Source organism: Flavicella sp., assembly GCF_037132785.1.
Taxonomy (GTDB): Bacteria; Bacteroidota; Bacteroidia; order Flavobacteriales; family Flavobacteriaceae; genus Flavicella.
Genome location: NZ_JBAHZZ010000069.1, coordinates 15792 through 38553, shown reverse-complemented (window position 1 = coordinate 38553; position 22762 = coordinate 15792). Strand labels below are relative to the sequence as shown.

At 32.0% G+C, this 22762-nt stretch carries 20 protein-coding genes; 12 read left to right on the top strand and 8 right to left on the bottom strand.

All coding sequences use genetic code 11. The features are described 5' to 3' along the window. The first annotated feature begins 357 nt into the window (after window positions 1–357). From V5787_RS04495 to V5787_RS04455, 9 genes are all read left to right on the top strand, one after another. Window positions 358–2445 carry a glutamine--tRNA ligase/YqeY domain fusion protein gene (locus V5787_RS04495; RefSeq protein WP_336892076.1) on the top strand — a complete coding sequence of 696 codons (2088 nt, stop codon included), beginning with the start codon at window positions 358–360 and terminating at the stop codon, window positions 2443–2445. Window positions 2446–2494: 49 nt separating this feature from the next. Further along, window positions 2495–3550: a nucleoid-associated protein gene (locus V5787_RS04490; RefSeq protein ID WP_336892075.1), complete on the top strand. Its 1056-nt coding sequence runs from the start codon at window positions 2495–2497 to the stop codon at window positions 3548–3550. Window positions 3551–3601: 51 nt separating this feature from the next. Further along, window positions 3602–4033, top strand: a complete 432-nt coding sequence (gene dut / locus V5787_RS04485; protein ID WP_336892074.1) for a dUTP diphosphatase — start codon at window positions 3602–3604, stop codon at window positions 4031–4033. Between the two features lie 54 nt (window positions 4034–4087). Then, a complete protein-coding gene (locus tag V5787_RS04480; RefSeq protein ID WP_336892073.1) occupies window positions 4088–5455 on the top strand; it encodes a serine hydrolase in 1368 nt (455 codons plus the stop codon). Window positions 5456–5827: 372 nt separating this feature from the next. Continuing rightward, window positions 5828–7630 carry an AMP-binding protein gene (locus tag V5787_RS04475; RefSeq protein WP_336892072.1) on the top strand — a complete coding sequence of 601 codons (1803 nt, stop codon included), beginning with the start codon at window positions 5828–5830 and terminating at the stop codon, window positions 7628–7630. Between the two features lie 5 nt (window positions 7631–7635). Then, a complete protein-coding gene (locus V5787_RS04470) occupies window positions 7636–8397 on the top strand; it encodes an exodeoxyribonuclease III (protein ID WP_336892071.1) in 762 nt (253 codons plus the stop codon). A 2-nt stretch (window positions 8398–8399) separates the two neighbouring features. Next, on the top strand, window positions 8400–9353 hold the full coding sequence (locus V5787_RS04465) for an OmpA family protein (RefSeq protein ID WP_336892070.1): 954 nt from the start codon (window positions 8400–8402) through the stop codon (window positions 9351–9353). 16 nt (window positions 9354–9369) lie between these two features. Beyond that, window positions 9370–10917 (top strand): transglycosylase SLT domain-containing protein, encoded by a 1548-nt coding sequence (locus V5787_RS04460; protein WP_336892069.1) that lies wholly within the window; start codon window positions 9370–9372, stop codon window positions 10915–10917. A 19-nt stretch (window positions 10918–10936) separates the two neighbouring features. Beyond that, window positions 10937–11929, top strand: coding sequence for a DUF4837 family protein (locus tag V5787_RS04455; RefSeq protein ID WP_336892068.1), 993 nt, complete (start codon window positions 10937–10939; stop codon window positions 11927–11929). 1 nt (window position 11930) lies between these two features. Here the strand turns inward: V5787_RS04455 and V5787_RS04450 are convergent, their stop codons facing one another. Then, window positions 11931–13379, bottom strand: coding sequence for a polysaccharide biosynthesis C-terminal domain-containing protein (locus V5787_RS04450; protein WP_336892067.1), 1449 nt, complete (start codon window positions 13377–13379; stop codon window positions 11931–11933). Window positions 13380–13504: 125 nt separating this feature from the next. Here V5787_RS04450 and V5787_RS04445 point away from each other — a divergent pair, with 125 nt between their 5' ends. Beyond that, window positions 13505–14500 carry an NAD(P)H-dependent glycerol-3-phosphate dehydrogenase gene (locus tag V5787_RS04445; RefSeq protein ID WP_336892066.1) on the top strand — a complete coding sequence of 332 codons (996 nt, stop codon included), beginning with the start codon at window positions 13505–13507 and terminating at the stop codon, window positions 14498–14500. Window positions 14501–14504: 4 nt separating this feature from the next. Here the strand turns inward: V5787_RS04445 and V5787_RS04440 are convergent, their stop codons facing one another. From V5787_RS04440 to pheS, 3 genes are all read right to left on the bottom strand, one after another. After that, window positions 14505–15575, bottom strand: coding sequence for a lactonase family protein (locus tag V5787_RS04440; RefSeq protein ID WP_336892065.1), 1071 nt, complete (start codon window positions 15573–15575; stop codon window positions 14505–14507). Between the two features lie 101 nt (window positions 15576–15676). After that, a complete protein-coding gene (locus V5787_RS04435; protein WP_336892064.1) occupies window positions 15677–16078 on the bottom strand; it encodes a hypothetical protein in 402 nt (133 codons plus the stop codon). Further along, a complete protein-coding gene (gene pheS, locus V5787_RS04430; RefSeq protein ID WP_336892063.1) occupies window positions 16078–17097 on the bottom strand; it encodes a phenylalanine--tRNA ligase subunit alpha in 1020 nt (339 codons plus the stop codon). Before pheS ends, V5787_RS04435 begins: the two co-directional genes overlap by 1 nt. A gap of 180 nt (window positions 17098–17277) precedes the next feature. On the opposite strand from pheS, the gene gdhA reads away from it, so the two are divergent. After that, complete coding sequence (gene gdhA, locus V5787_RS04425; protein WP_336892062.1) at window positions 17278–18621, top strand: NADP-specific glutamate dehydrogenase; 1344 nt, start codon at window positions 17278–17280, stop codon at window positions 18619–18621. A gap of 57 nt (window positions 18622–18678) precedes the next feature. On the opposite strand, the gene V5787_RS04420 is transcribed toward gdhA, so the two are convergent. Continuing rightward, window positions 18679–19068 (bottom strand): hypothetical protein, encoded by a 390-nt coding sequence (locus tag V5787_RS04420; RefSeq protein WP_336892061.1) that lies wholly within the window; start codon window positions 19066–19068, stop codon window positions 18679–18681. Window positions 19069–19474: 406 nt separating this feature from the next. Here V5787_RS04420 and V5787_RS04415 point away from each other — a divergent pair, with 406 nt between their 5' ends. Further along, the gene (locus tag V5787_RS04415) at window positions 19475–19624 is read left to right on the top strand and encodes a hypothetical protein (RefSeq protein ID WP_336892060.1); all 150 of its coding nucleotides are present in this window, start codon (window positions 19475–19477) and stop codon (window positions 19622–19624) included. 132 nt (window positions 19625–19756) lie between these two features. On the opposite strand, the gene trpS is transcribed toward V5787_RS04415, so the two are convergent. The 3 genes from trpS to V5787_RS04400 all read right to left on the bottom strand — a co-directional run bounded on the left by trpS (window position 19757) and on the right by V5787_RS04400 (window position 22360). Continuing rightward, complete coding sequence (gene trpS, locus V5787_RS04410) at window positions 19757–20728, bottom strand: tryptophan--tRNA ligase (protein WP_336892059.1); 972 nt, start codon at window positions 20726–20728, stop codon at window positions 19757–19759. 146 nt (window positions 20729–20874) lie between these two features. Next, window positions 20875–21075: a hypothetical protein gene (locus V5787_RS04405; protein WP_336892058.1), complete on the bottom strand. Its 201-nt coding sequence runs from the start codon at window positions 21073–21075 to the stop codon at window positions 20875–20877. Between the two features lie 919 nt (window positions 21076–21994). Then, window positions 21995–22360 (bottom strand): SPOR domain-containing protein, encoded by a 366-nt coding sequence (locus V5787_RS04400; RefSeq protein WP_336892057.1) that lies wholly within the window; start codon window positions 22358–22360, stop codon window positions 21995–21997. Window positions 22361–22762 lie beyond the last annotated feature (402 nt).

Here is a 22762-nt window from a genome sequence, read left to right as displayed (position 1 = left end):
TTCGCTCACTTAATTGAAAATGGGCAAATAATTTTTCTTGGTACTCTTTTTTGCCTTGCATAACTAAAGTTAAGGAAAAATGAAGCTTCTTTTACCTTAGATTCTTGTCTTTATCAACAGAGTTGTGCAACAGGCACAATGTATATAATTTATTGCTAGTTCTAGCCTATTTACGAAAGTCCCAGGGCAAACTCATCTTCAAAGATTACCGCTTTTTTCGTAGGAAGTAAGTCTTGAGGTATTAAACCCGATACCGTATAAAATCATTTTTCGAAAAATTTCCCTCTTTAAAAACATTTCTATTCGCCTTAATTTCTTTAAATTTGTGTCTTTAATTAACATTTCAACTTGTTAAAGATGTCAGAAAAAAAATCTTTAAACTTTCTAGAACAAATCATTGAAGAAGATTTAAACAATGGTTTGTCAAAAGATAAATTACGTTTTCGTTTTCCACCAGAACCCAATGGGTATTTACATATAGGGCATGCAGCTTCGATTTGCTTAAATTTCGGTTTAGGATTAAAGTACGGTGCACCTGTAAATTTACGTTTTGACGATACAAACCCTGCAAAAGAAGAGCAAGAATATGTAGATGCTATTCGAAAAGATGTACAATGGTTAGGTTTTCAATGGGATAAAGAATTTTTCTCTTCAGATTATTTCCAACAACTCTATGATTGGGCTACTGAATTAATCAAAGAAGGTAAGGCTTATGTGGACAATCAATCTTCAGAAGAAATGGCTCTTCAAAAAGGAACTCCAAAGAAGCCAGGAGTGAATGGTCCGAATAGAGATCGTTCTATAGAAGAAAATTTGAACCTTTTTTTAAAAATGAAAAATGGCGATTTTGATGAAGGAACTCATATTTTAAGAGCAAAAATAGACATGCAGCATGTAAATATGCATATGCGTGATCCTATTATGTATCGTATCCTTAAAAAAGAACACCACAGAACGGGTTTCGACTGGTGTATTTACCCAATGTATGATTGGACTCATGGTGAATCTGATTATCTGGAGCAAATTTCTCATTCTATCTGTACATTAGAATTTAATAGTCATAGAGAATTATACGATTGGTATGTTGATCAAGTAATTGACACTTCTAAACAAAGACCTAAACAACGTGAATTTGCACGTAGAAATTTAAGTTATACTGTAATGAGTAAGCGTAAATTATTGAAAATTGTTGAGGAAGGAGTTGTAAATGGCTGGGATGACCCACGAATGCCAACAATTTCGGGTTTAAGAAGAAGAGGTTATACGCCTGAATCTATCAGAAAATTTAGTGAAACTGCAGGTATTTCTAAAAGAGAAAACGTTACGGATGTTGCCTTGTTAGAATATTGTATCAAAGATGATCTAAACAAAACCGCACCAAGAGTTATGGCTGTATTAAACCCTTTAAAATTGGTTATTACCAATTATCCTAAAGGTAAAGAGGAATGGGTAACTGCTGAAAATAATCCTGAAGATGAAAATGCTGGAACTAGGGAGGTTCCTTTCTCGAAAGAAATTTATATTGAAAAGGAAGATTTTAGAGAACAAGCAAATAAAAAATTCTTTAGATTAAAACTCGGAGGAGAAGTTCGTTTAAAGAACACTTATATTATAAAAGCCAACGACGTTATAAAAGACGCAGAAGGAAATATCACAGAAGTTCATTGTATTTATGATGAAGACTCTAAAAGTGGTAGCGGAACAGAAGCCAGCAAACGTAGAGTAAAAGGAACTTTACACTGGGTTTCAATTGCACACGCTATAAAAGCGGAAGTTAGATTGTATGATAGATTATTTACTGATGAAGCTCCTGATGGACATAAAGACAAAGATTTTAAGGAATTTATTAACCCGAACTCTTTAACCATTGGAACTGCTTTTGTTGAGCCTAGTATACAAAACACACAAACAGGAAACAAATATCAATTTCAACGTAAGGGATATTTCTGTACTGATTCAGATAGTTCTTCTGAGCAATTGGTATTTAATAGAACCGTTGCATTAACAGACTCTTGGGCTAAACAAGAAAAGAAAGCTGCCGCACCTGCTAAAAATGAAAATTTTGAAAAAGTTGGTCCTATAGCTAGTAAATTTTTAAAAGCAAGAAACGATGAAGAAAGAGATGCTTTTAGGCTTGAATTATCTAACCTGTCAAAAAATATTCCTTTTGAAGTTTTGTCAACTGCATTCTTTACTGCAAAGTCAAATAAAGAACTATTGGCTTGTTTGTTGGTATTGCCAAATATAGAAACAAAAGAAGACGAGAACTTTGCTAAGTTTATAAAAATGAGCTTGGGGTCTAATAACTCGACCATAAAAGTTGAAGTCATTAGATATGTATTGAGTAATATTTGGTTGCGCAAAACATTTGACGAACTATTGCAAAACTTAAAGACAGAAGACAAGAACTCTTATATAAGAGGGGTTTTAGAAGAAAATTTATAAATTAGAAAAATGCAGTTTTATTACTGCATTTTTTAATTACACCTATTTTATGATTCAAACAGAAGAAACATTTATAAGTCAAACCATCCTTCATAAGATTGGGAATAAGCATACTGAAAAAGAAAATGTTTATTCAGAAAAACTGCTAAATACCGAAGACGAAGAGCTTTATAAATTATTGTTTTCAATGAGCTTAAAGCCTTTTGGAAAAATCAATGAGTTTTACAACTTTCAGCATGCGACACATCTTTCTATGAACGAAATGTTTACCTATTGTGCTGATACTTTTAACGATCCAAATACCTTTATTGATAATAGTAAACATATAGCAAAACATCTTTTTGAACAATCATCTTATCCACAAATAAAAACCGGAGATTTAATTGTTTCCTATTTCTCAGATATCTTTATCAAAGGAGAATTAGTAGATGCGATAGGAATTTTAAAAATAGAAAAAAGAACTCCCTTTTTTCAAACCTTTATCGAAGGCAAAGAAATATCTCTCGGTATTGACAAAGGAATAAATCCTGGAAAAATTGACAAAGGCTGTTTGATTTTAAATACGGAAAAAGAAAATGGTTTTACCGTTTTAAGTATTGATAACAATAATTATGATGCTGCTTATTGGAAGCAACATTTTTTAAATATCGATTTTGCAGATGATGATAATGCACAAACTAAGCATTTTTTAGATATGTGTAAGTCTTTTTCTAATACGGTTGTCAAGGAAGAGTTAGGAAAACAAGAACAAGCGGATTTTTTAAGCACAACCTTAGGTTATTTCGCAGAAAAGGATATTGCTAGTCCAAAAGAATTTGAGGCTCAGGTTTTTAAGAACAATGATAGCATTCGAAACGCTTTTATTGAATACAAAGAACTGTTTGAAGAAAAAAAACAAATCGGATTTTGGGACGAATTTGAAGTTTCAAACTCTGTCTTTGAATCTCAGAAAAGAAAAATAAAAAGCGAGATCAAACTAGATACACATATTCAAATCAAACTAGATTTAGAAAACCTTGCTTCTTCTAAAGAGTTTTTAGAAAAAGGATTCGACGAAGAAAAACAAATGCATTTTTACAAAGTGTATTTTAATACCGAACTATAACTTATTTATGGCGTCAATTCACTATCTTATTTTTTAATAAAAAGCAAGCATATGAAAATTCAGATTATCAATAAATCCAAACACGCACTTCCACATTACGAAACACTTGCGTCAGCTGGAATGGACTTAAAAGCGAATATTGAGGAAGCTATCATTTTAAAACCTTTACAAAGAGCAATTATTAAAACAGGATTATTTATTGCACTTCCAGTAGGAACAGAAGCCCAAGTACGACCTAGAAGTGGTTTGGCTGCAAAAAAAGGGATTACCGTCTTAAACAGTCCGGGCACTATTGATGCGGATTATAGAGGTGAAATAGGTGTTATATTAGTGAATTTATCTAATGAAGATTTTATCATTAATGATGGAGAAAGAATAGCTCAATTGATTATTGCCAAACACGAGCGTGCTGAATGGGCCACTGTTACTGAGTTAGATAAAACAGAACGCGGAGCAGGAGGTTTTGGAAGTACAGGTGTATAATAACCTGCTTAATCCCTTTTTTTAGATAAATTAGCAGAAACTCAAATAGTACTTATGAAACTTTTCAAAATCATTAGCCTAATAGTAATCGTTATCCTGATTATCGTAGTTTATTTACAATATCCTAGACTGAATATAATTGCAGGATATGCAGCAAAAAACATGAGTTCTAATGTTTTTATATCAAACAGAAAGGTTGCTGTAATCAACGCTACTGACAACAATGTCCCTTCTATAAAGCTAGCAAAAACAGAAGTTGATGTAAAAACAAAATTAACTACTTCAAGTGTATTTGGGTTGTTGTCTAGAAAAGCATTGTTTCGTAAAGGACAAGGATCTGTTGTCATAGATAATGATTTTGATATTCATCAAAACTTTTTAATTCCAAAAAGAACTGCAAATACTTCTAACTTAGCATATCCGTACGGTACTGGAGCACCTTCTGATTCTGTTTTTACAAACATCAATTATTCGAATCTTACAGCTGCGATAGAAAATGGCTTTGTTGAAAACAATAAAGAGTTTCAGAAAAAAACACGTTCTATTTTAGTACTCTATAAAGGTCATTTAATTGCTGAAAAATATGCTAAAGGTTTTGATAAAGACAGTAAGTTTTTAGGTTGGTCTATGGCAAAAAGTTTGCTCGCAACAATAATGGGAGTCCTAGAACACGAAAAGGGCTTTGATATTCAAAAACCTGTTATAGAATCTTTACGTTTAAAAGACTGGAAAAATGATAACCGTTCAAAGATCACCACACATCATCTACTAAAAATGATAAGCGGACTTGAATGGGAAGAGGATTATGCCAAAATTTCTGATGTGACGAAAATGTTATTTATGGAAAGAGACATGACCCAATCACAAGTGAACAAAGAACTAGAATTTGAACCAGGTACTCATTTTAATTATTCATCGGGAACTACTAATTTGATCTCAGGTATTTTAAGATCACAATTTAAAACACAGCAAGAATATTTAGATTTCCCATATACCGAATTAATAGATAAAATTGGTATGAACTCTATGCTGTTTGAAACGGATATGGAAGGGAATTACGTGGGTTCTTCTTATGCGTGGGCAACCGCAAGAGACTGGGCAAAATTAGGATTGCTTTATTTAAACAAAGGAAACTGGAACGGAACTCAATTATTCAATGAGTCTTGGGCAGAATATACTACAACTCCAACAAAACAATCAAAAAACGAATACGGAGCTCAATTTTGGACAAATACGGATGGATTTATACCAGATGCTCCAAAAGATATGTTTTATGCAGATGGCTATCACGGTCAAAGAATTTTTATTATTCCTTCAAAAGAATTAGTAATTGTTAGAACGGGTTTAACCCATAAAAACAGAACTGGATCTTATGATATTATGAATTCACTTATTAGAGAAGTCGTAGGTTCTATCAAATAAATAAATTTAAACTCAAGTAATAAATGCAAGTTTTTAGAGGGTTTTCTTTTTATTGTTTTTCAAGAGGAAAGGGTTAAATACCTTCCCTTGAAATGGGTAAAACAGATATTATTACTCGTCCTAAAGTTGTAAATATGAGACAGATAATCAAATTTCAAAAACACAATAGAAGTGTTATTGAAAAATCGTGTTTTAATTAATAAAGATCTCTTGAATCTGTAACATCAAACACTTATTTACTTATAAAAAGTGTTTTGTTTAAGTTCTAATGATTAGTTGGAGATAGATGAATTATATGTTTTTTAGGTATGAATTAGACTACGGGTAAGGTTTATATTTTTAGGCTTTTAGGATCAATTAACGTTTGGTGTTATGGAAAAAATAATTACTGCTTTAGGGGAGGTTGAAATGACAAATATTCATATAATGATGAAAGAATTGTCAATCAATTCCTATGATAAGTTTTGGCGTTGGTCCGTTCAAAATAAATATACATTTTGGGAGAAAACTATTGAGAAACTCGGAATTGTTTTTGATGAAAAATACAATTCTATCGTAAAGGTTACAAATGGAGTTGAAAACGCTGAATGGTTATATGGTGCTAAATACAACATTATAGATAGTTGTTTTCAGGCTGATAAGGATGCTATAGCGATTGTTTATGACAAGGAAAATAGTCTTGAAAAAGTTACGTATCAAGAGTTAGAGGTAAAAGTAAATACCATTGCGAATGGACTTGTATCAAAGGGGGTGTTGGTAGGCGATACAGTTGCTATTTATATGTCTATGTCAGTAGCGGCAGTAGCTATTTATTTGGCAGCAATTAAAACGGGTTGTATCGTGGCTACGATTGCTGATAGTTTTTCGGTAGATGAAATTACTGTTCGATTAAAAATCACAAAACCAAAAATTATTTTCACACAAGAGAGCTATACAAGGGCTGGTAAAAATCATTTGTTGTATCAAAAAAGCTTAGAAGCAGGTGCGCATAATTGTGTTGTCGTAGAAGATGAATTGAAAAAAACTTTTTTAAAATTCGGTGATGTTTTTTTTAAAGATTTCCTTAGCTCAAACATTAGTTTTACTTCGGTAAAAGTGAGCCCTCACCACAGGTCGACCATTCTTTTTTCATCAGGGACTACAGGAGAACCAAAAGCCATTCCTTGGTCACATATAACTCCTATAAAATCTGCTAGTGAAGCCTATTATCATCATGATATAAAAGAAGGAAATGTACTTTGTTGGCCAACAAACCTAGGTTGGATGATGGGACCATGGCTCGTTTTTGCTTCTTTAATAAATAAAGGAACTATTGCACTATACAGCGGAAGTCCTTTGGAAAATAAATTTGGCGAATTTGTACAAAACACTCAAGTTTCAATGTTAGGTGTGGTGCCAAGTATTGTTAAAGCGTGGAAGTTAAGCAGAAATATGGAGGGATTTGACTGGAGAGAAATACGTTGTTTTAGTTCTACTGGAGAGGTGTCTAACCCCGAAGAAATGTCTTATTTGATGAGTTTGGCAAATCATAAGCCAGTAATTGAATATTGTGGAGGTACCGAAATTGGTGGTGGCTATATTGCGAGTACTTTGGTTCAAGAAAATAAACCAAGTCAATTTTCTACTCAGACTCTTGGAGGAGAATTCGTTTTATTAAATGACAAAGGAGAAAAAGATGAATTAGGAGAAGTTTTTTTAATCCCTCCGATACTAGGACTTTCAACAGAATTATTAAATAGAAGTCATCATGATGTTTATTATAAAGATGTTCCAAAATATAAAGGAAATACACTGAGAAAACACGGAGATGAATTTCTTTATTTAGAAAATGGATTTTACAAAGCAAATGGTAGGGTAGATGATACGATGAACTTAGGGGGGATAAAAGTGAGTTCGGTTCAGATAGAAGTTGTTGTCAATACTTTAGATTTTGTAAAGGAATCTGCCGCAATTGCAGTTTCGTCCAAAAATGGAGGACCTAGTGAATTGGTTGTGTATTTTGTGGGTTCTGAGACGGAATTAGAAAATGAAGCGTTAAAGAAAGTACAAAATTTGATTAAATCAAAATTAAATCCCTTGTTCAAAGTGATAGATTTGGTGAAAATTGATAACTTGCCTCGCACGGCTTCAAAAAAACTGAAGCGAACAGAATTAAGAAATTTTTATCAGACGTAAAAAAAATGAAGATAATATCTTACAATGTAAACGGGATTAGAGCAGCGCTGAAAAAAGGTTTTATTGATTGGTTAACGGCTGCAGATCCAGATGTACTTTGTTTACAAGAAATAAAAGCTCAAGAGGATCAGTTGGATTTAACCGTATTTAAAGCTGCTGGTTATAAGTATAACTATTGGTTTTCTGCACAAAAGAAAGGATATAGCGGAGTTGCTGTTTTATGTAAGGAAAAACCAAATCATATCGTTTTTGGAACAGGTATAGAATCGATGGATTTTGAAGGTAGAAACCTACGTGTAGATTTTGATACAGTTTCGATTATGAGCTTGTATTTACCATCAGGAACAAATTCTGATCGACTTGAATTTAAGTTTAGGTTTATGAATGAATTTCAGGTTTATGTAAATGAATTAAAAAAAGAAATCCCCAATTTAATAATTTGTGGCGATTACAATATCTGTCATGAAGAAATAGATATACACAATCCAAAAATGAAAGGAGTCTCTGGGTTTTTACCAGAAGAAAGAGCTTGGTTAGATGCCTTTATAAAAAATGGATTTATCGATAGTTTCCGAATTTTTAATAAAGAATCGGATCATTACAGCTGGTGGAGTTATAGAGCTAACTCTAGGAATAATAATAAAGGATGGAGAATAGATTATCATTTGGTAACCGAAACGTTAAAAGACAGGTTAGAAAGGGCTTATATATTACCTGATGCAAAACATTCCGACCATTGTCCTATTGTAGTAGAATTAAATAAATAATTATGATGTTAAAAAAAATTACTCTAAGTATTTGTATTGCTGCAATTGCGGTGTCATGTGTTTCGAAAAAAGTGTTTGTTGATTTAGAAGACAAATACAATAAATTGAATGAAGATAAAAAAGAGTTGTTGGCTCAGAATGATGAACTACAATTAAATAAAAACAAGAATATTGAAGATCTTAAAAAATTAGAGAATAAGCATGCCGATTTATTACAGAAAAATGAAGCTTTAGAACGGGAGGTTGATGATTTGAAAAAATCCAATATTGAGTTAAAGAAAACTTATGATATGCTAGCTTCTAAAAGCTCTTCGGCGTTGGAGAAAAATGCAATTGAAAACAGAAAATTGCTTTCTGAACTAGACGAAAAAGAGACCAAACTAATGGAAGAAAGCGCTCGTTTAAGAAAACTGGAAGGAGAACTTTCTGCTAGGTCAAGTAAAATCGATGAATTAGAAAAATTAATTTCAGAGAAAGAATCTGCAATGCAAGAGTTAAAAAATACTGTCGCCAATGCATTGAAAGGATTTGAAGGTAAAGGTTTGACAATTGTAAACAAAAATGGTAAAGTTTATGTTTCTATGGAAAACAAATTACTCTTTAATTCAGGAAGTTGGGCAGTAGGTGTAAATGGAAAGAAAGCGGTTAAAAAATTAGCAAAAGTGTTGTCAGATAATCCAGATATTAATGTATTAATTGAAGGACATACAGATAATGATCCATTTAATGGAGGAGTTATCGAAGATAATTGGGATTTATCTGTTAAACGAGCAACTGCAATTGTTAGAATTTTAGAAGACTCTAATGTTAGTACTAAGCAAATAACTGCCGCAGGGAGAAGTGAGTTTATTCCTGTAGCGAGTAATGATTCTAACGAAGGAAAAGCTAAAAACAGAAGAATTGAAATTATTTTGTCACCTAATTTAGATGAAATCGCCAAATTGCTAGCAGAGTAATTTTTATATATTGTACATGACACGTCTTAAATTAGGATTTTTTTTATTACTAAGTGCTTTTATAAATTTATCGTTTGGCCAGACTAAAAGCATCGATTCCACTAATGTTGTATCAGATTCAATAATTCATGAAGTATTTGTTCAGCAAGACTCTATCATTGAAAAAGCATTAGCAAACCACCCTATTGTAATTGATAGTTTGTGGTTGGATACGATGTACAGCTCTCCTCTTTATGAGGATATATCGTTGACCTATGATGAAGATTTTGACAAGCTATCAATCAACAATGTTGACTTGTCAACAGAACTTCTTAAGGAAAGATTGGAGCGTTTAAATGAACAAACTCCTTTTAATTTGGAATACAATCCTGAGTTAGAACGTTTGATTAAGCATTACTTAAAAACACGCTCAAAGTATTATCCAAAAATGATGGCGAGAGCATTGTATTATTTTCCAATGGTTGAATCTTATTTGGATAAATATGATATTCCACTTGAAATTAAATATTTAGCAGTTGTTGAGTCAGGTTTAAATCCCCGTGCAAAATCTTGGGCTGGAGCTACTGGAATGTGGCAGTTTATGTATCAAACAGGGAAACAGTTTGGTTTGAATATTAGCTCTTATGTAGATGAACGTCAAGACCCTGTAAAATCGGTTGAAGCAGCTTGTAAATATTTAGAGACGCTGTATAAAACATTTAACGATTGGGATTTGGCATTGGCAGCATATAATTCGGGACCAGGAAATGTTTCAAAAGCAATAAGAAGATCAGGAGGTCATCGGAATTATTGGAATATAAGAGCTTTTTTGCCTAGGGAAACAGCAAATTATTTACCTGCTTTTTATGCAAATTTATATGTTTTCGAATATGCTCAAGAACATAAAATTGTTCCTATGTCTCCTATGGTTCCTCATTTTGCAACCGACACTATTCGTGTAAAACGAACTTTAACTTTCGATCAGCTAAATGAAACTTTAAATATAAGTCATGAGATGCTTCAGTTTTTAAATCCAGAATATAAATTGGATATAATTCCTTTTGTGAAGGATAAAAAATATGCGGTTCGTTTGCCTATTGATAAAGCAGGCTTGTTTGTGAAGAATGAAAAAGAAATTTATGCCATGGTAGCAAAAGAAGATGCTGAAAGAGAAAAACCGTTGCCTAAATATTTTGAGATGAATCAACGAATTCGACATGTAGTAAGGAGTGGTGAGTATTTGGGGAAAATAGCAAACAAATATGGAGTTCGTGTTTCGGACATAAAAAGGTGGAACGGAATGAAAACCACAAATTTAAGGGTGGGTCAACGTCTAATTATTTATCCCAAAAGGTTGAATTTTACGATGTCTAAAATTAATAGTTCACAAAAAAAAGTTGTAAAATCGATATCTAATAATGCCCAACAATTAGAGTTTACAGTAGAAAAAAGAGATCCTTTATGGAGCAATTCTAATAATTATGATAAAATCACGACACAGCAAATTAAAGACTGGAACGATATTTGGAATGCATCGAGTATTGCTTTAGGAAGAAAACTAATTCTCTATAGAAAAGAGTCTTAATACAAAAATAAATTCACTTATGAAAAACCTTCTATTATTACTGAGTATTGTTTTACTATTTACTTCATGTGAATCTAAAAAAGGGCAGAAACGTATTTTTTTAGATTCTAACGGAAGAATGAATCACCTGTTGATTGTTATGGACAATAGTCGGTGGAGTGGAGAAGTTGGTGCAAAACTAAAAGAAATTATCATGACTCCTGTGTTGGGAATGCCTCAACAAGAAAATCAGTTTGGTGTTTCACAAATACCTGAGATTTCTTTTGGAAAGATGTTTAAAGCAAGTAGAAATATTTTGATTGTAAGTCTAGATTCTGTCAATAATTTTCAGTCCAAGAAAAATATATATGCAAAACCTCAACAGATTATTAAAATTACTGGAACTAGTGAAGAGAAACTTGTTGAAATGTTAGAGTTGTATCAGGAACAAATGATTCGATCATTTAAGGAATTTGACATCCAAAACATACAAAAATCACATATAAAAAATTCATATTTTGAGACTTCTTTTAAAACCTTAAACAACCTTGGCTTGGAGATGGTGATCCCTAAATTTTTTAAGAAAGTTGATGATACTGGAGAGTTTCTTTGGTTGCGTCAGCGTCTTTCGGGAGGTATTGCAAAAGGAGATGGAACTTCTAATATCTTGGTGTACTCTGTACCTATTCCAAAATCAAAAAAAAACCTGGTGAAAATTATTTCTAATATGAGAGATACGATTGGCAAAAAGTATATTCCTGGTAGTCAGGAAAACATGTATATGGTTACTGAAAAATTATATACACCGAGAGTTTTTCGAACTAAAATGGATGAGAAACCTTGTTATGTAACCTACGGAAAATGGGATCTTTTAAACGATTTTATGGCAGGTCCCTTTTTAAATTATGTAATTGAAGATGTTAAAAACAATCGATGGATTGTAGTAGAAGGTTTTGTTTATGCTCCTTCCGTAGAAAAGAGAGATTATATGTTTGAATTAGAAGCTGTTTTAAAAACGATCCATTTAAAGTAAGTTATTTAAGTTTTAGACTTTTCCTAAGCTCTTTTTGTTCCAAGATATATATAAGGAATAAAAATAAAAGGATGAGTATTGTATTGATAAGAATATCACCCTTGAAATATAAAAAAGATAGAGTTGATAAACCGATGCATACAAGTAAGTAACCTCCTATTCTTTTAACATCATAAGGAACAGGGTAGTGTTTTTTGCCTAAAAAATAGGAGACCAATAGCATTGTTCCGTAAGCAGCTACTGTTGCCCATGCGGCTCCCATAAAACCAATTTTAGGGATTAAGATATATAACATAGATATAGTTATACAGGCTCCTAATGTGGAAATATACATTCCATATTTCGTTTTATCGGTTAATTTATACCAGATAGATAAGTTGTTGTAGATTCCAAGAAATAGATTGGCAATTAATATTATAGGAACGATAGATAAGGCTTTATAATACGCCTTATCTCCCAAGAAAATCGAGGCGATAATATCGATGTAGCCTACGATAAAGACAACAAATACAGCACCGATTATTGTAAACCATTTTAAGATGATGGCATAGGTGGTTGGAGCATTTTTTTTATTTGCTTGATTAAAGAAAAAAGGTTCTGCTCCCAAGCGGAATGCCATGATAAATAGCGACATAATAACACCAATTTTATAGGCACCCGCATAGGCTCCCATAGTTTCTTTTCCTAGCCAATCTTCCAAGATAAGTTTATCTAGATTCTCGTTTGTGGTATACGCAATTCCAGCAAATAGAATAGGCCATGAATAACGAAACATTTTCTTTAAAATATTTTTATCAAATGAGATTTTGAATTTAAATATAATTGGAATCGTACAAATAAATGTTACAGCACTGGCAATTAAATTTGCTGTAAAAATATAGCCTTCTTTAAAAGAGGGGTCATAGATATCATTAAAAAAAGCAGCTGTATTTGTTGTTTTTCGGGGTAAATACCATAAGAAAAACAAATTAAAAAGAGTGTAAACAGCAATGTTTAATAGTCGAAATAGGGTGTATTTTTTTGAGAGTCCACTCACTCTTAAATAAGCAAAGGGTATTACAATTAAAGTGTCTAAAATAGAGATCCATACTAAGAGAGAGAAATATAAAGGGTTTGAAAAACCTAGAGCAGTAGAAATGGAATCTTTAAAAGTCAGTAATGTAAATAGAGCAAAAAGACTTGTTGTTAATATTGAAATAAATGCGGTTGAAATTACTTTGCCTTTTTCTTTTTCCGAGTTGAAAAACCGAAAAAAAGCGGTTTCCATTCCATAGGTAAGAACAATATTAAAATAAGCAGCCCAAACATAAAAGCTGGTATTTACACTATATTCACTTGGAGAGAGTGTACTCGTGTGTAATCTCACAAGCAAAACATTAATCGCCTTAGGCAAAACGGCGGCAACACCATAGATAATAGTGTCTTTAAAAAAACGTTTGAAAGTACTCAATGGGTATGATTTGAATCTTTTCCAAAGATAGTAATATTTCTTACAGCTTGTAGTCTAAGGAATCCTGATTATACTGTGAATTGTTGCGTATAAATTCTTATTTTTGAGAATTGAATCATTAATTTATGGATAAATCTTTAAAAATTGCAGTATTAGGTGGAGGAAGTTGGGCTACCGCAATCGTTAAAATGTTGTGTGAAAACCTAATAACTGTTGGCTGGTATATGCGTTCTGAGAGTTCTATTGAATATATTAAAAAAAACAAGCATAATCCTAATTATCTTTCTTCTGCAGAATTTAATGTAGATCAATTGTTTTTATCTGCAGATATAAACGAAATGGTTTCCTATGCTGATGTGTTGATTTTTGCGATTCCTTCTGCATTTTTGATGTCTGAATTATCAAAAATTAATGAAGATCTATCTGAAAAAACTATTTTTTCTGCCATTAAAGGGATTGTTCCCGAAACAGGATTGATTGTAGGGGAACATTTACATAGAGAACATCAAATACCTTTTGAAAATATTGGAGTCGTAACAGGACCTTGTCATGCAGAAGAAGTTGCTATGGAGCGTTTGTCTTATTTAACAATCGCTTGTCAAGATGAGGTAAAAGCGAAATTGCTAAGTGATGTATTGTCTGGGGATTATATCAAATGTAAAACTTCAGATGATATTATTGGAACGGAGTATGCGGCAATGTTAAAAAACATCTATGCAATTGCAGCAGGAATTGCTCATGGATTAGGGTATGGAGATAATTTTCAGGCTGTTCTTATGTCGAATGCGATTCGAGAAATGAAGGGTTATATCAAAAAGATACATAAAATGAAACGTAATATTAATAATTCAGCTTATTTAGGCGATTTATTAGTTACGGGCTATTCTACTTTTAGTAGAAATAGAATGTTTGGGAATATGTTAGGTAAAGGTTATACTGTAAAAGCTGCAATGATGGAAATGAGTATGGTTGCAGAAGGGTATTACGCAGTAAAAAGCGCATACAAACTGAATGAAGTAAACCAAGCTAATACACCTATTATAGATACAGTATATAATATTGTATATTTAAAAAGGAGTCCAAAACATCAGTTTAAATTATTGACAGACTTGTTAGATTAATTATTTAGAATTGTAAACAAGTAGGATTTGGTGATTTTACATCATAAATATAAGTAAGTTCACCACTGGCTTTATCGATTAAGAAAATAGAAATATTGTTAGATTTTCGATTGGCAACGAGTAGGAAGTTTCCTTTAGGACCTAAAGTAAAGTTTCTGGGCCAGTCCCCGTGACAACTAATCGTTTGTACCTTTTTTAGATCACCATTTTTTTTGTTTCTTTCAAAAACAACAATAGTGTTTTCTCCTCTATTAGACCCATATAAGAATTTTTCATCAGGAGAAAGATGGATATCCGCACAAGCATTTATTCCTTTATAATTTTGTCTAAGTGTAGAGACATCGTTTTTTCTGATGTAAGTATTTCCTTCTTTTACTAAAGTACTTATAGTTCCTCCGTATTCATTAATAACATAAATGAACTCAGCATTTTCTGTCATAACAAAATGTCTAGGTCCACTTTTTTCTAACATAGGAATGCTTTGTGTTTCCACATAGCTAGAATCTTTAAAAGTATATTGGATTAAATTATTCAAACCTAAATCAGCAACAAATAATTGGTCTTTAAAAAACTGTGCAGCATGCGTATGAGCTTTGATACTATCGTAGTTTAAATTTTCTACCTGAATAACTGTGTTTATTTGACCTTTTTTGTGAATTGAATATAGGCTAAAAGTACCACCTGAATAATTAGAAACAACCAATTTATCTCCTTTATCATTTAAGCTTAAATGACATGGGGTTTCTCCATAAGAACTTATTTCTGCGTTTTTCTCCAGCATTCCGTCTTTAAGGACAGTAAAGGAGGCAATTGCACCACTATTAGTGTTTAAATAATTATCAGATGCCGTAGCTGCATACACTGTTTTTTTATCAGGGCTGATGACTAAGTAAGAAGGCTTATTAGCTTTAGCAACTAGTTTTTGATTCTTTAGAGCTCCTGTTTGGCTATTGAAATCAAACGTGTAAATTCCTTTTCCTTCACCATCAGTAAAGCCTCCTACATATAAGGTTGATATCTGGGCTTGTACGGTAAAAGTCAAACAAATAAAAATAGAACTTAAAATTATCCTCATATTGGGGTATCAATTTAATATAAAAAATAAAGATAGGTAATCTCTCCAAGATTGCCTAATAAAAGAAACTAAGAAAGCCATTATTTGAAGTATAGCTATGCTTATTTGATAAGAACGCCTTTTTTCTTTAACAGAGGAATCATCCTAAGTGAGCCTTCTTTTACGGTTCCTTTTTTAAATGTGAAGGTTTTATCGAACATTTTATTAGCTTCAAAAAAGGTGACATCAAAAATATTATTTAATCGCAAAACAGCAGGGTTGATATACTCCACTTTTGCGTAAGATTTTGCGGGTAATTTGTCGATTTTTTTACGAAGAACAGAGGTTTTAAGCTTTGTTGTTTCTTCATCTCCTTTAGAGAGAATTAAAACCATTTCAAGTTCAACCTCTTTATTGTTTATAATATAGGCATTCCAATCATCACATTTAAAATCTTCATTGTATTCTTTTACAATGGCCATAAAGACATCTGTAACTTCAGGAATAAGAATGTCTTTTTTCATTAAAGAACAGATTTAAATTGCTCTAAGAATCGTACGTCATTTTCATAAAACATTCTAATATCAGGAATTTGATATAACAGCATTGCAATTCTTTCAATCCCCATCCCGAATGCATATCCACTATATTTAGTTGAGTCGATATTTGCGTTTTTTAAAACATTAGGGTCTACCATTCCACAACCCATAATTTCTAACCATCCAGTTCCTTTGGTAATTTTATAATCAGTTTCCGTTTCTAGTCCCCAATAAATATCCACTTCAGCACTTGGTTCTGTAAAAGGGAAATAGGAGGGGCGTAATCTTATTTTAGATTTTCCAAACATCTCTTTTGTGAAATACAATAAGGTTTGTTTTAAATCGGCAAAAGAAACATCTGTATCAATATACAACCCTTCAATTTGATGAAAAATACAATGGGCACGAGCCGAAATATCTTCATTCCTAAAGACTCTACCAGGAGATAAAGTACGAATGGGAGGAGTATTATTCTCCATATACCTTGTTTGTACTGATGAGGTATGTGTTCTCAATAACAAATCTGGATTTTTTTCTATAAAAAAAGTATCTTGCATATCACGAGCAGGGTGGTACTCTGGCAAGTTTAAAGCAGTAAAATTATGCCAGTCATCTTCAATTTCAGGTCCTTCAGAGACTGTGAATCCAATTCTGTTGAAAATTTCAATGATTTGATTTCTCACAATTGAAATAGGATGTCTAGCTCCTAGATTAATAGGGTCAGCTGGGCGTGTTAAGTCGCCATACAAACTTTTTGTTTCAGTAGTGTTTCCAAAAGAATTTTTTAGCTCATTTACTTTTTCAGAAGCTGCACCTCTCAATTGGTTCAATGCTTGTCCAATATCCTTTTTTAAATGATTCTCTACGGTTTTAAAATCATTAAAAAGATCTTTTAAAACACCTTTACTACCGAGGTATTGAATTCTGAATTGTTCCACCTCTTCTTTTGTAGAAGCATTAAATGCTTCTACATCACCAATCAGCTTTTTTACTTTATCTAACATTGTTTCTGAAATTAGTCTGCTAATTTAAAAAAAGAAAAAGACCTGTACTATTTTTTACTGGAATAGTATTGGTGATACCTGTAAATACAAATTGCTGTTAATGTTTATAAAAAATTTATGTGTAGAAGAAGAGATAAATATATTTTTAGTAATTTTAATTCGAAATTAAAAGAATACACTATGCAAAAAATAATTGACGAGTTTATGGAACAGGTTCGGGCTAGAGACGCTCATGAACCAGAGTTTTTACAAGCAGTTCAAGAGGTGGCTGATACAGTAATCCCTTATATTGTTAAGAACAGTATTTATTATGGTAAAAATATTCTGTTGAGGATGGTGGAGCCTGAGCGAGTGATTATGTTTCGTGTGTCTTGGGTTGATGACACAGGAGATATTCATGTTAATAGAGGGTATCGTATTCAAATGAATTCTGCGATTGGTCCTTATAAAGGAGGGTTACGGTTCCATCCAACCGTTAATTTAAGTATTCTAAAATTTTTGGCATTTGAACAAGTATTTAAAAATTCACTTACAACTTTACCTATGGGTGGAGGTAAAGGAGGTTCTGATTTTGATCCCAAAGGGAAATCAGACGATGAAATTATGCGTTTTTGTCATGCTTTTATGAGTGAGTTATCTCGACATATTGGTGCAAATACAGATATCCCTGCAGGAGATATAGGAGTGGGAACTCGCGAAATTGGATTTTTATTTGGAGCATATAAAAAATTAAAAAACGAGTTTACAGGAGTGTTAACCGGAAAAGGTTTGTCTTGGGGAGGTTCTTTAATTCGACCTGAAGCCACAGGATATGGAACTGTTTATTTTGCTCAAGGTATGTTAAAAGAAAAAAATGATTCTTTTGATGGGAAAAACGTATTGGTTTCAGGATCTGGAAATGTAGCGCAATATGCCACTGAAAAAGCGATTCAATTGGGAGCTAAAGTCTTAACCATGTCTGATTCTTCGGGTAGTATTTATGATTCAGAGGGTATCGATAAGGAAAAACTGGCTTTTATTATGCATTTAAAAAATGTAAAAAGAGGACGTATTTCAGAATATGTTGATCAATATCCATCTGCTGAATTTCTGAAAGGAGAAAGACCATGGGCAGTTTCTTGTGATATTGCTTTGCCTTGTGCTACACAAAATGAATTGAGTCGTGAAGATGCAATTACTTTGATGAAAAATGGTTGTATTTGTGTGAGTGAAGGAGCAAATATGCCTTCAACCCCTGATGCAATATCTGAGTTTCATAAAGCAAAGATATTATTTGCACCAGGAAAAGCATCAAATGCAGGAGGAGTTGCAACTTCAGGATTAGAAATGACCCAAAATTCATTGCGATTTAGATGGTCGAGAGAAGAGGTAGACGAGAAATTACAAGAAATTATGATAGATATACATAAGTCTTGTGTAAGGTATGGTAAAGACGAAACCGGATATGTAGACTATGTTAAAGGGGCTAATATTGCTGGTTTTGTAAAAGTTGCAGATGCCATGCTAGCTCAGGGTGTTGTATAAACGAATATAGTTATATATATAAAAGGCTACTTTATGAAGTAGCCTTTTTTTATGATTTTACATCCCAATTAATTTGAGTGCTTTTTCCATGAGTTCAGGTTTACTTTTAATGTAGTCCATGGCTTTAGAAAGAAGTTCAGGATTGCTAGTGATATAATCCATTATCTTTTCCTTAGATGTTGGATTTTCAGCAATTACAGCAGAAATCTCTGATTTTGTCTCAGCGTTGTTTTTTAAATAATTGATGGCTTCATCTGTCAACTCAGGACTTTCACCCAGTTTTGCAGCAATTAGATTTTGAATTTCAGATTGATTTAATAAAGCTTCCTGCTGAGTTTCGCTACTAGAAGATGTAAGGGCTTTTGTTAATCCAGAAAATGACTGAGCTGAAAGACCTCCCAAGCTAATTGTAGTGAATGCGATAAATAGTAATAATGCTTTTTTCATATTATAAGTTTTTAATTTAGGCGAATTTAGTGTTTAATTCCTTTGAGAAGAAGGAACATCTGTTAATAGTTTTCAAGGGCTAAGTCGTAAATCAGGGACGTTAATTCAAAAAGTTTTTTTTGATTAAAAAACAAAACTTTTGAACAAAGGTCTAGCGAAGTATTTATTATCCGAGGAAATTTGGGTTTGTTAAAATTATTGAAGAGTTTACATCAATTATATTTCCATTTGATTGATGTATTTTGTATCTTCCTGCATGGCATTATTAAGAACATTTATCGTAAAAGAGAGTAAATATTATTTAGAGAATCTACGTAAAAGAAGTAAATCTCACCGTGTTAAAACCCGTATTTTGTTTTTGCTTTTTAAGCAATCAAAATAGATTACCAATCAAAATGATTTAGCGTTGCATTTAAATGTTAGTGAATCAAGTATTCGAAGGTGGGCTAAAGTGTATTGTGAATTAGGATTAGAAACCATGCTTAAAATTTCTAATGGAGGAAAACGACGAATGGTTGTAACCCCAGATGTTCATAAAGGTTTAGAAGAAAAATAATTCAAATTTATTATCAACCACTCTGAAATTCATTTGGTATTAGCTGTTTTCTTTAAAATATATTTCAATAAAAATAAAACCCTTTGCGATAAGACAAAGGGTTAAAACAGTATGTTTCAAAAAAAGTTATGTTTATTTGAATCCCAATTTAGTTCTCACTTTTGCTAGAACTACCGAACTAACTTTTCTAGCTTTTTCAGAACCTTTTTTTAAAATTACATCCAATTCTTGCTTGTTATTCATAAAATAATCGAACTTATCTCGAGGCTCGGCATATTTCTCTAGAATCACATTTAGAAGTGCCATTTTAGCATGTCCATATCCAAAATTACCTGCTAAATAATTAGCTCTCATTTCTTCTGTTTGCTGCTCGCTTGCTAGTAAATTATATATTGTAAAAATATTACAAGAGTTTGGGTCTTTTGGTTCCTCTAGCGTTTTACTATCGGTATCAATTCCCATTACTTGTTTTTTTAACTGTTTCTTGGGCAAAAATATATTAATCAAATTATCTTTTGATTTACTCATTTTACTACCATCAGTTCCAGTAACATATTTTGATTTTTCGCTGATTTTGGCATCTGGAACTACAAAAGTATCTCCCATTTGATGGTTGAAACGATTAGCTACATCTCGAGTCATTTCTAAATGTTGAAGCTGATCTTTACCCACAGGAACATATTCGGCATCGTACAATAAAATATCTGCAGCCATAAGCATAGGATAATAGAATAAGCCTGAGTTTACATCGGTAAGCCTGTCAGCTTTATCTTTAAACGAATGTGCTAATGTTAGACGTTGATAAGGGAAATAACAGCTTAAATACCACGAAAGCTCAGTAGTCTCAGGCACATCGCTTTGACGATAGAAAACGGTTTTACTTGTGTCTAATCCCATGGCAAGCCAAGTAGCAGCAACCGCATAAGTATTTTCACTTAAGACTTCGTTATCTTTAATTTGAGTTACCGAATGCATATCAGCAATAAAAATGAAAGATTCATTTTTAGGGTCGTTTGCCATTGTTATTGCTGGCTCTATTGCTCCAAGTAAATTTCCTAAGTGAGGAACTCCTGTACTCTGTACTCCAGTAAGTATTCTTGCCATTGTGTTTTCTTTTTAGAATTGGCAAATTTAAGTAATATGTAGTTACTATATAATTTATTATATGGTTTTTTTGTTTTGATATAAAGATAGAAACGTCTAAAAGTTCACATGCCACTTATATGAAATAAGACAGTAATGGTGCAACCTCACTTACATACATCACATAAGACTTGGGTAATGAAGCTAGTTTTTTTGTCTGTTACTGAAATACCTTCTCTTCTATACCTGCTTCTAAAAGGAGTATTTAAGTTTTCTGTCAACCATTTATCATTGAGTAATTTTGTTATACTTAAGAAGGGAGATATGTTGAATTTATTTTTCACAAACTGTCCTACTGCTTTAGGCATACTAGTTAGTCTTAGAAAGTCTAGATTAGGGAACATTTTACTATTTGGCACTTCATCTATTCTAAACCCAAATAAATCTTGCAGCTGTATGGATTCGATTTGTTTAAATTTTTCAATATAACCTGGATTACTTCAAATTTTCATGGATTTTTACTTTAGGATGTGTACTTGAGAGTGAATCAAAATTAAGTTTGTTAATGGGTATCATTAAACTGCTTAAATTGAAGTTAGGTATTTCAAAATCTAGTTTGTTTGAATTTCGATTTCTAAAAACTTCTCATCCAAAGGATGTTCTATAATAAGATTTTTCAAATTGTTTAAATCTCCAGAATGAGATATAGACCTTATTTCGTTACTTGTTTTAATTTACTTAATTTAGACACGTTAATCATTAGTATTGTAACATTAGTCTTGCTTAGGTCTATTGCTTTTTACTTGTGATTTTCCAATTCTAATGTGTTAATTAGTGGATTAGGTTTTACAAACCTTATCAAATCTGGGTTGTCTTCAGTAAAATGGATTTCAGTTAAGGCGAGAAGTTTGTGAAGCTCATTGATGTTTATTATGTATTACATCAATTTAACATTCAAATGACGCATTAAATTCGTTTCTTTTTCATTCATATTTCACACAAAAACAAAACCGTAACGGGGCTATGCTTCAATTTTTATTGCTTATCTGAATAAAAAATATTCCAAATTATTGCGGTATTTAAAAATAAAATTAGTATATATTGCCAATATAACTATAAGAAAAGCAGTCATTCCAATTATGATGATTAACTATTAATGGTTTTAGGTTTTTTAAATCCTACTTTGTTTGGGATATTGTCAAAAAAACAATCTAAATCTAATATTGCTATTCGATTGTCTTTTTCGTGAATCACCTGTAAAAGAGTCCATTGGTCAATCTCTTCGTTCTAAAAATGACCTGTGGCGTTAAGGTATACTACTCTAGCACCTGAATATTCTAGTTTTATTTGGTTTAAAACACGGTCAGCTTCAAGTCGTGTTTTATAGATTTGTGTCTGTACTTTCCATTCTGGGACATTATAGATTCGTTTTATTTGTATATTTGGAAATAAAGCGGAAAATTGTACAATATGTTGAATTGCTTGTTTTTCATTACCATTGTAAACCTGAATGCAAAATCCGCGTTTTGTATTGCTATTATATTTTATTTTTTTCTGTATTAGCTGGTCTAAGCTTTGTTCCGCACTGGATTGACTAAATCCATAAAATGGAATTAAAAAAAAAAAAACAAGTAATAAAATTTGATTTCTCATAAAACATTGATTTTGTTGCAAACATAAAATATTGCGAGTTACCAATGCTTGTAAATTGAGTTAATTTTATTTTTTTATCCTGATTTAAAAATAAATTTTTAATTTAAAGGGTCGTTGTGGTTAAATGTGAATTACTATTGATAAAAATCATGAAAAATTTATTTAGAACAAGAGTTGTGTTATTGATGTTTAAATATTGATTTAATTTGGATAGATGATGGTTATATATGATCGCGCTAGATTATCTAGAAAGCGTTGGAAATGAATATATTAAATATTTAAATAATCATAAATAATTGGAAGCTATCTAATTAGAAGTCTTCGCTATTTAGAATAACTATAAATTGGTTAGATGCTCCCATATTAATTTAGAATTTTGGGAATATGTAGTACTTTTGTTCA

Coding starts and splice junctions, on each gene's coding strand:
- V5787_RS04495 (WP_336892076.1), top strand. CDS start 358: ATGTCAGAAAAAAAATCTTTAAACTTTCTAGAACAAATCATTGAAGAA.
- V5787_RS04490 (WP_336892075.1), top strand. CDS start 2,495: ATGATTCAAACAGAAGAAACATTTATAAGTCAAACCATCCTTCATAAG.
- dut (WP_336892074.1), top strand. CDS start 3,602: ATGAAAATTCAGATTATCAATAAATCCAAACACGCACTTCCACATTAC.
- V5787_RS04480 (WP_336892073.1), top strand. CDS start 4,088: ATGAAACTTTTCAAAATCATTAGCCTAATAGTAATCGTTATCCTGATT.
- V5787_RS04475 (WP_336892072.1), top strand. CDS start 5,828: ATGGAAAAAATAATTACTGCTTTAGGGGAGGTTGAAATGACAAATATT.
- V5787_RS04470 (WP_336892071.1), top strand. CDS start 7,636: ATGAAGATAATATCTTACAATGTAAACGGGATTAGAGCAGCGCTGAAA.
- V5787_RS04465 (WP_336892070.1), top strand. CDS start 8,400: ATGATGTTAAAAAAAATTACTCTAAGTATTTGTATTGCTGCAATTGCG.
- V5787_RS04460 (WP_336892069.1), top strand. CDS start 9,370: ATGACACGTCTTAAATTAGGATTTTTTTTATTACTAAGTGCTTTTATA.
- V5787_RS04455 (WP_336892068.1), top strand. CDS start 10,937: ATGAAAAACCTTCTATTATTACTGAGTATTGTTTTACTATTTACTTCA.
- V5787_RS04445 (WP_336892066.1), top strand. CDS start 13,505: ATGGATAAATCTTTAAAAATTGCAGTATTAGGTGGAGGAAGTTGGGCT.
- V5787_RS04440 (WP_336892065.1), bottom strand. CDS start 15,575: ATGAGGATAATTTTAAGTTCTATTTTTATTTGTTTGACTTTTACCGTA.
- V5787_RS04435 (WP_336892064.1), bottom strand. CDS start 16,078: ATGAAAAAAGACATTCTTATTCCTGAAGTTACAGATGTCTTTATGGCC.
- pheS (WP_336892063.1), bottom strand. CDS start 17,097: ATGTTAGATAAAGTAAAAAAGCTGATTGGTGATGTAGAAGCATTTAAT.
- gdhA (WP_336892062.1), top strand. CDS start 17,278: ATGCAAAAAATAATTGACGAGTTTATGGAACAGGTTCGGGCTAGAGAC.
- V5787_RS04420 (WP_336892061.1), bottom strand. CDS start 19,068: ATGAAAAAAGCATTATTACTATTTATCGCATTCACTACAATTAGCTTG.
- trpS (WP_336892059.1), bottom strand. CDS start 20,728: ATGGCAAGAATACTTACTGGAGTACAGAGTACAGGAGTTCCTCACTTA.
- V5787_RS04405 (WP_336892058.1), bottom strand. CDS start 21,075: ATGCCTAAAGCAGTAGGACAGTTTGTGAAAAATAAATTCAACATATCT.
- V5787_RS04400 (WP_336892057.1), bottom strand. CDS start 22,360: ATGAGAAATCAAATTTTATTACTTGTTTTTTTTTTTTTAATTCCATTT.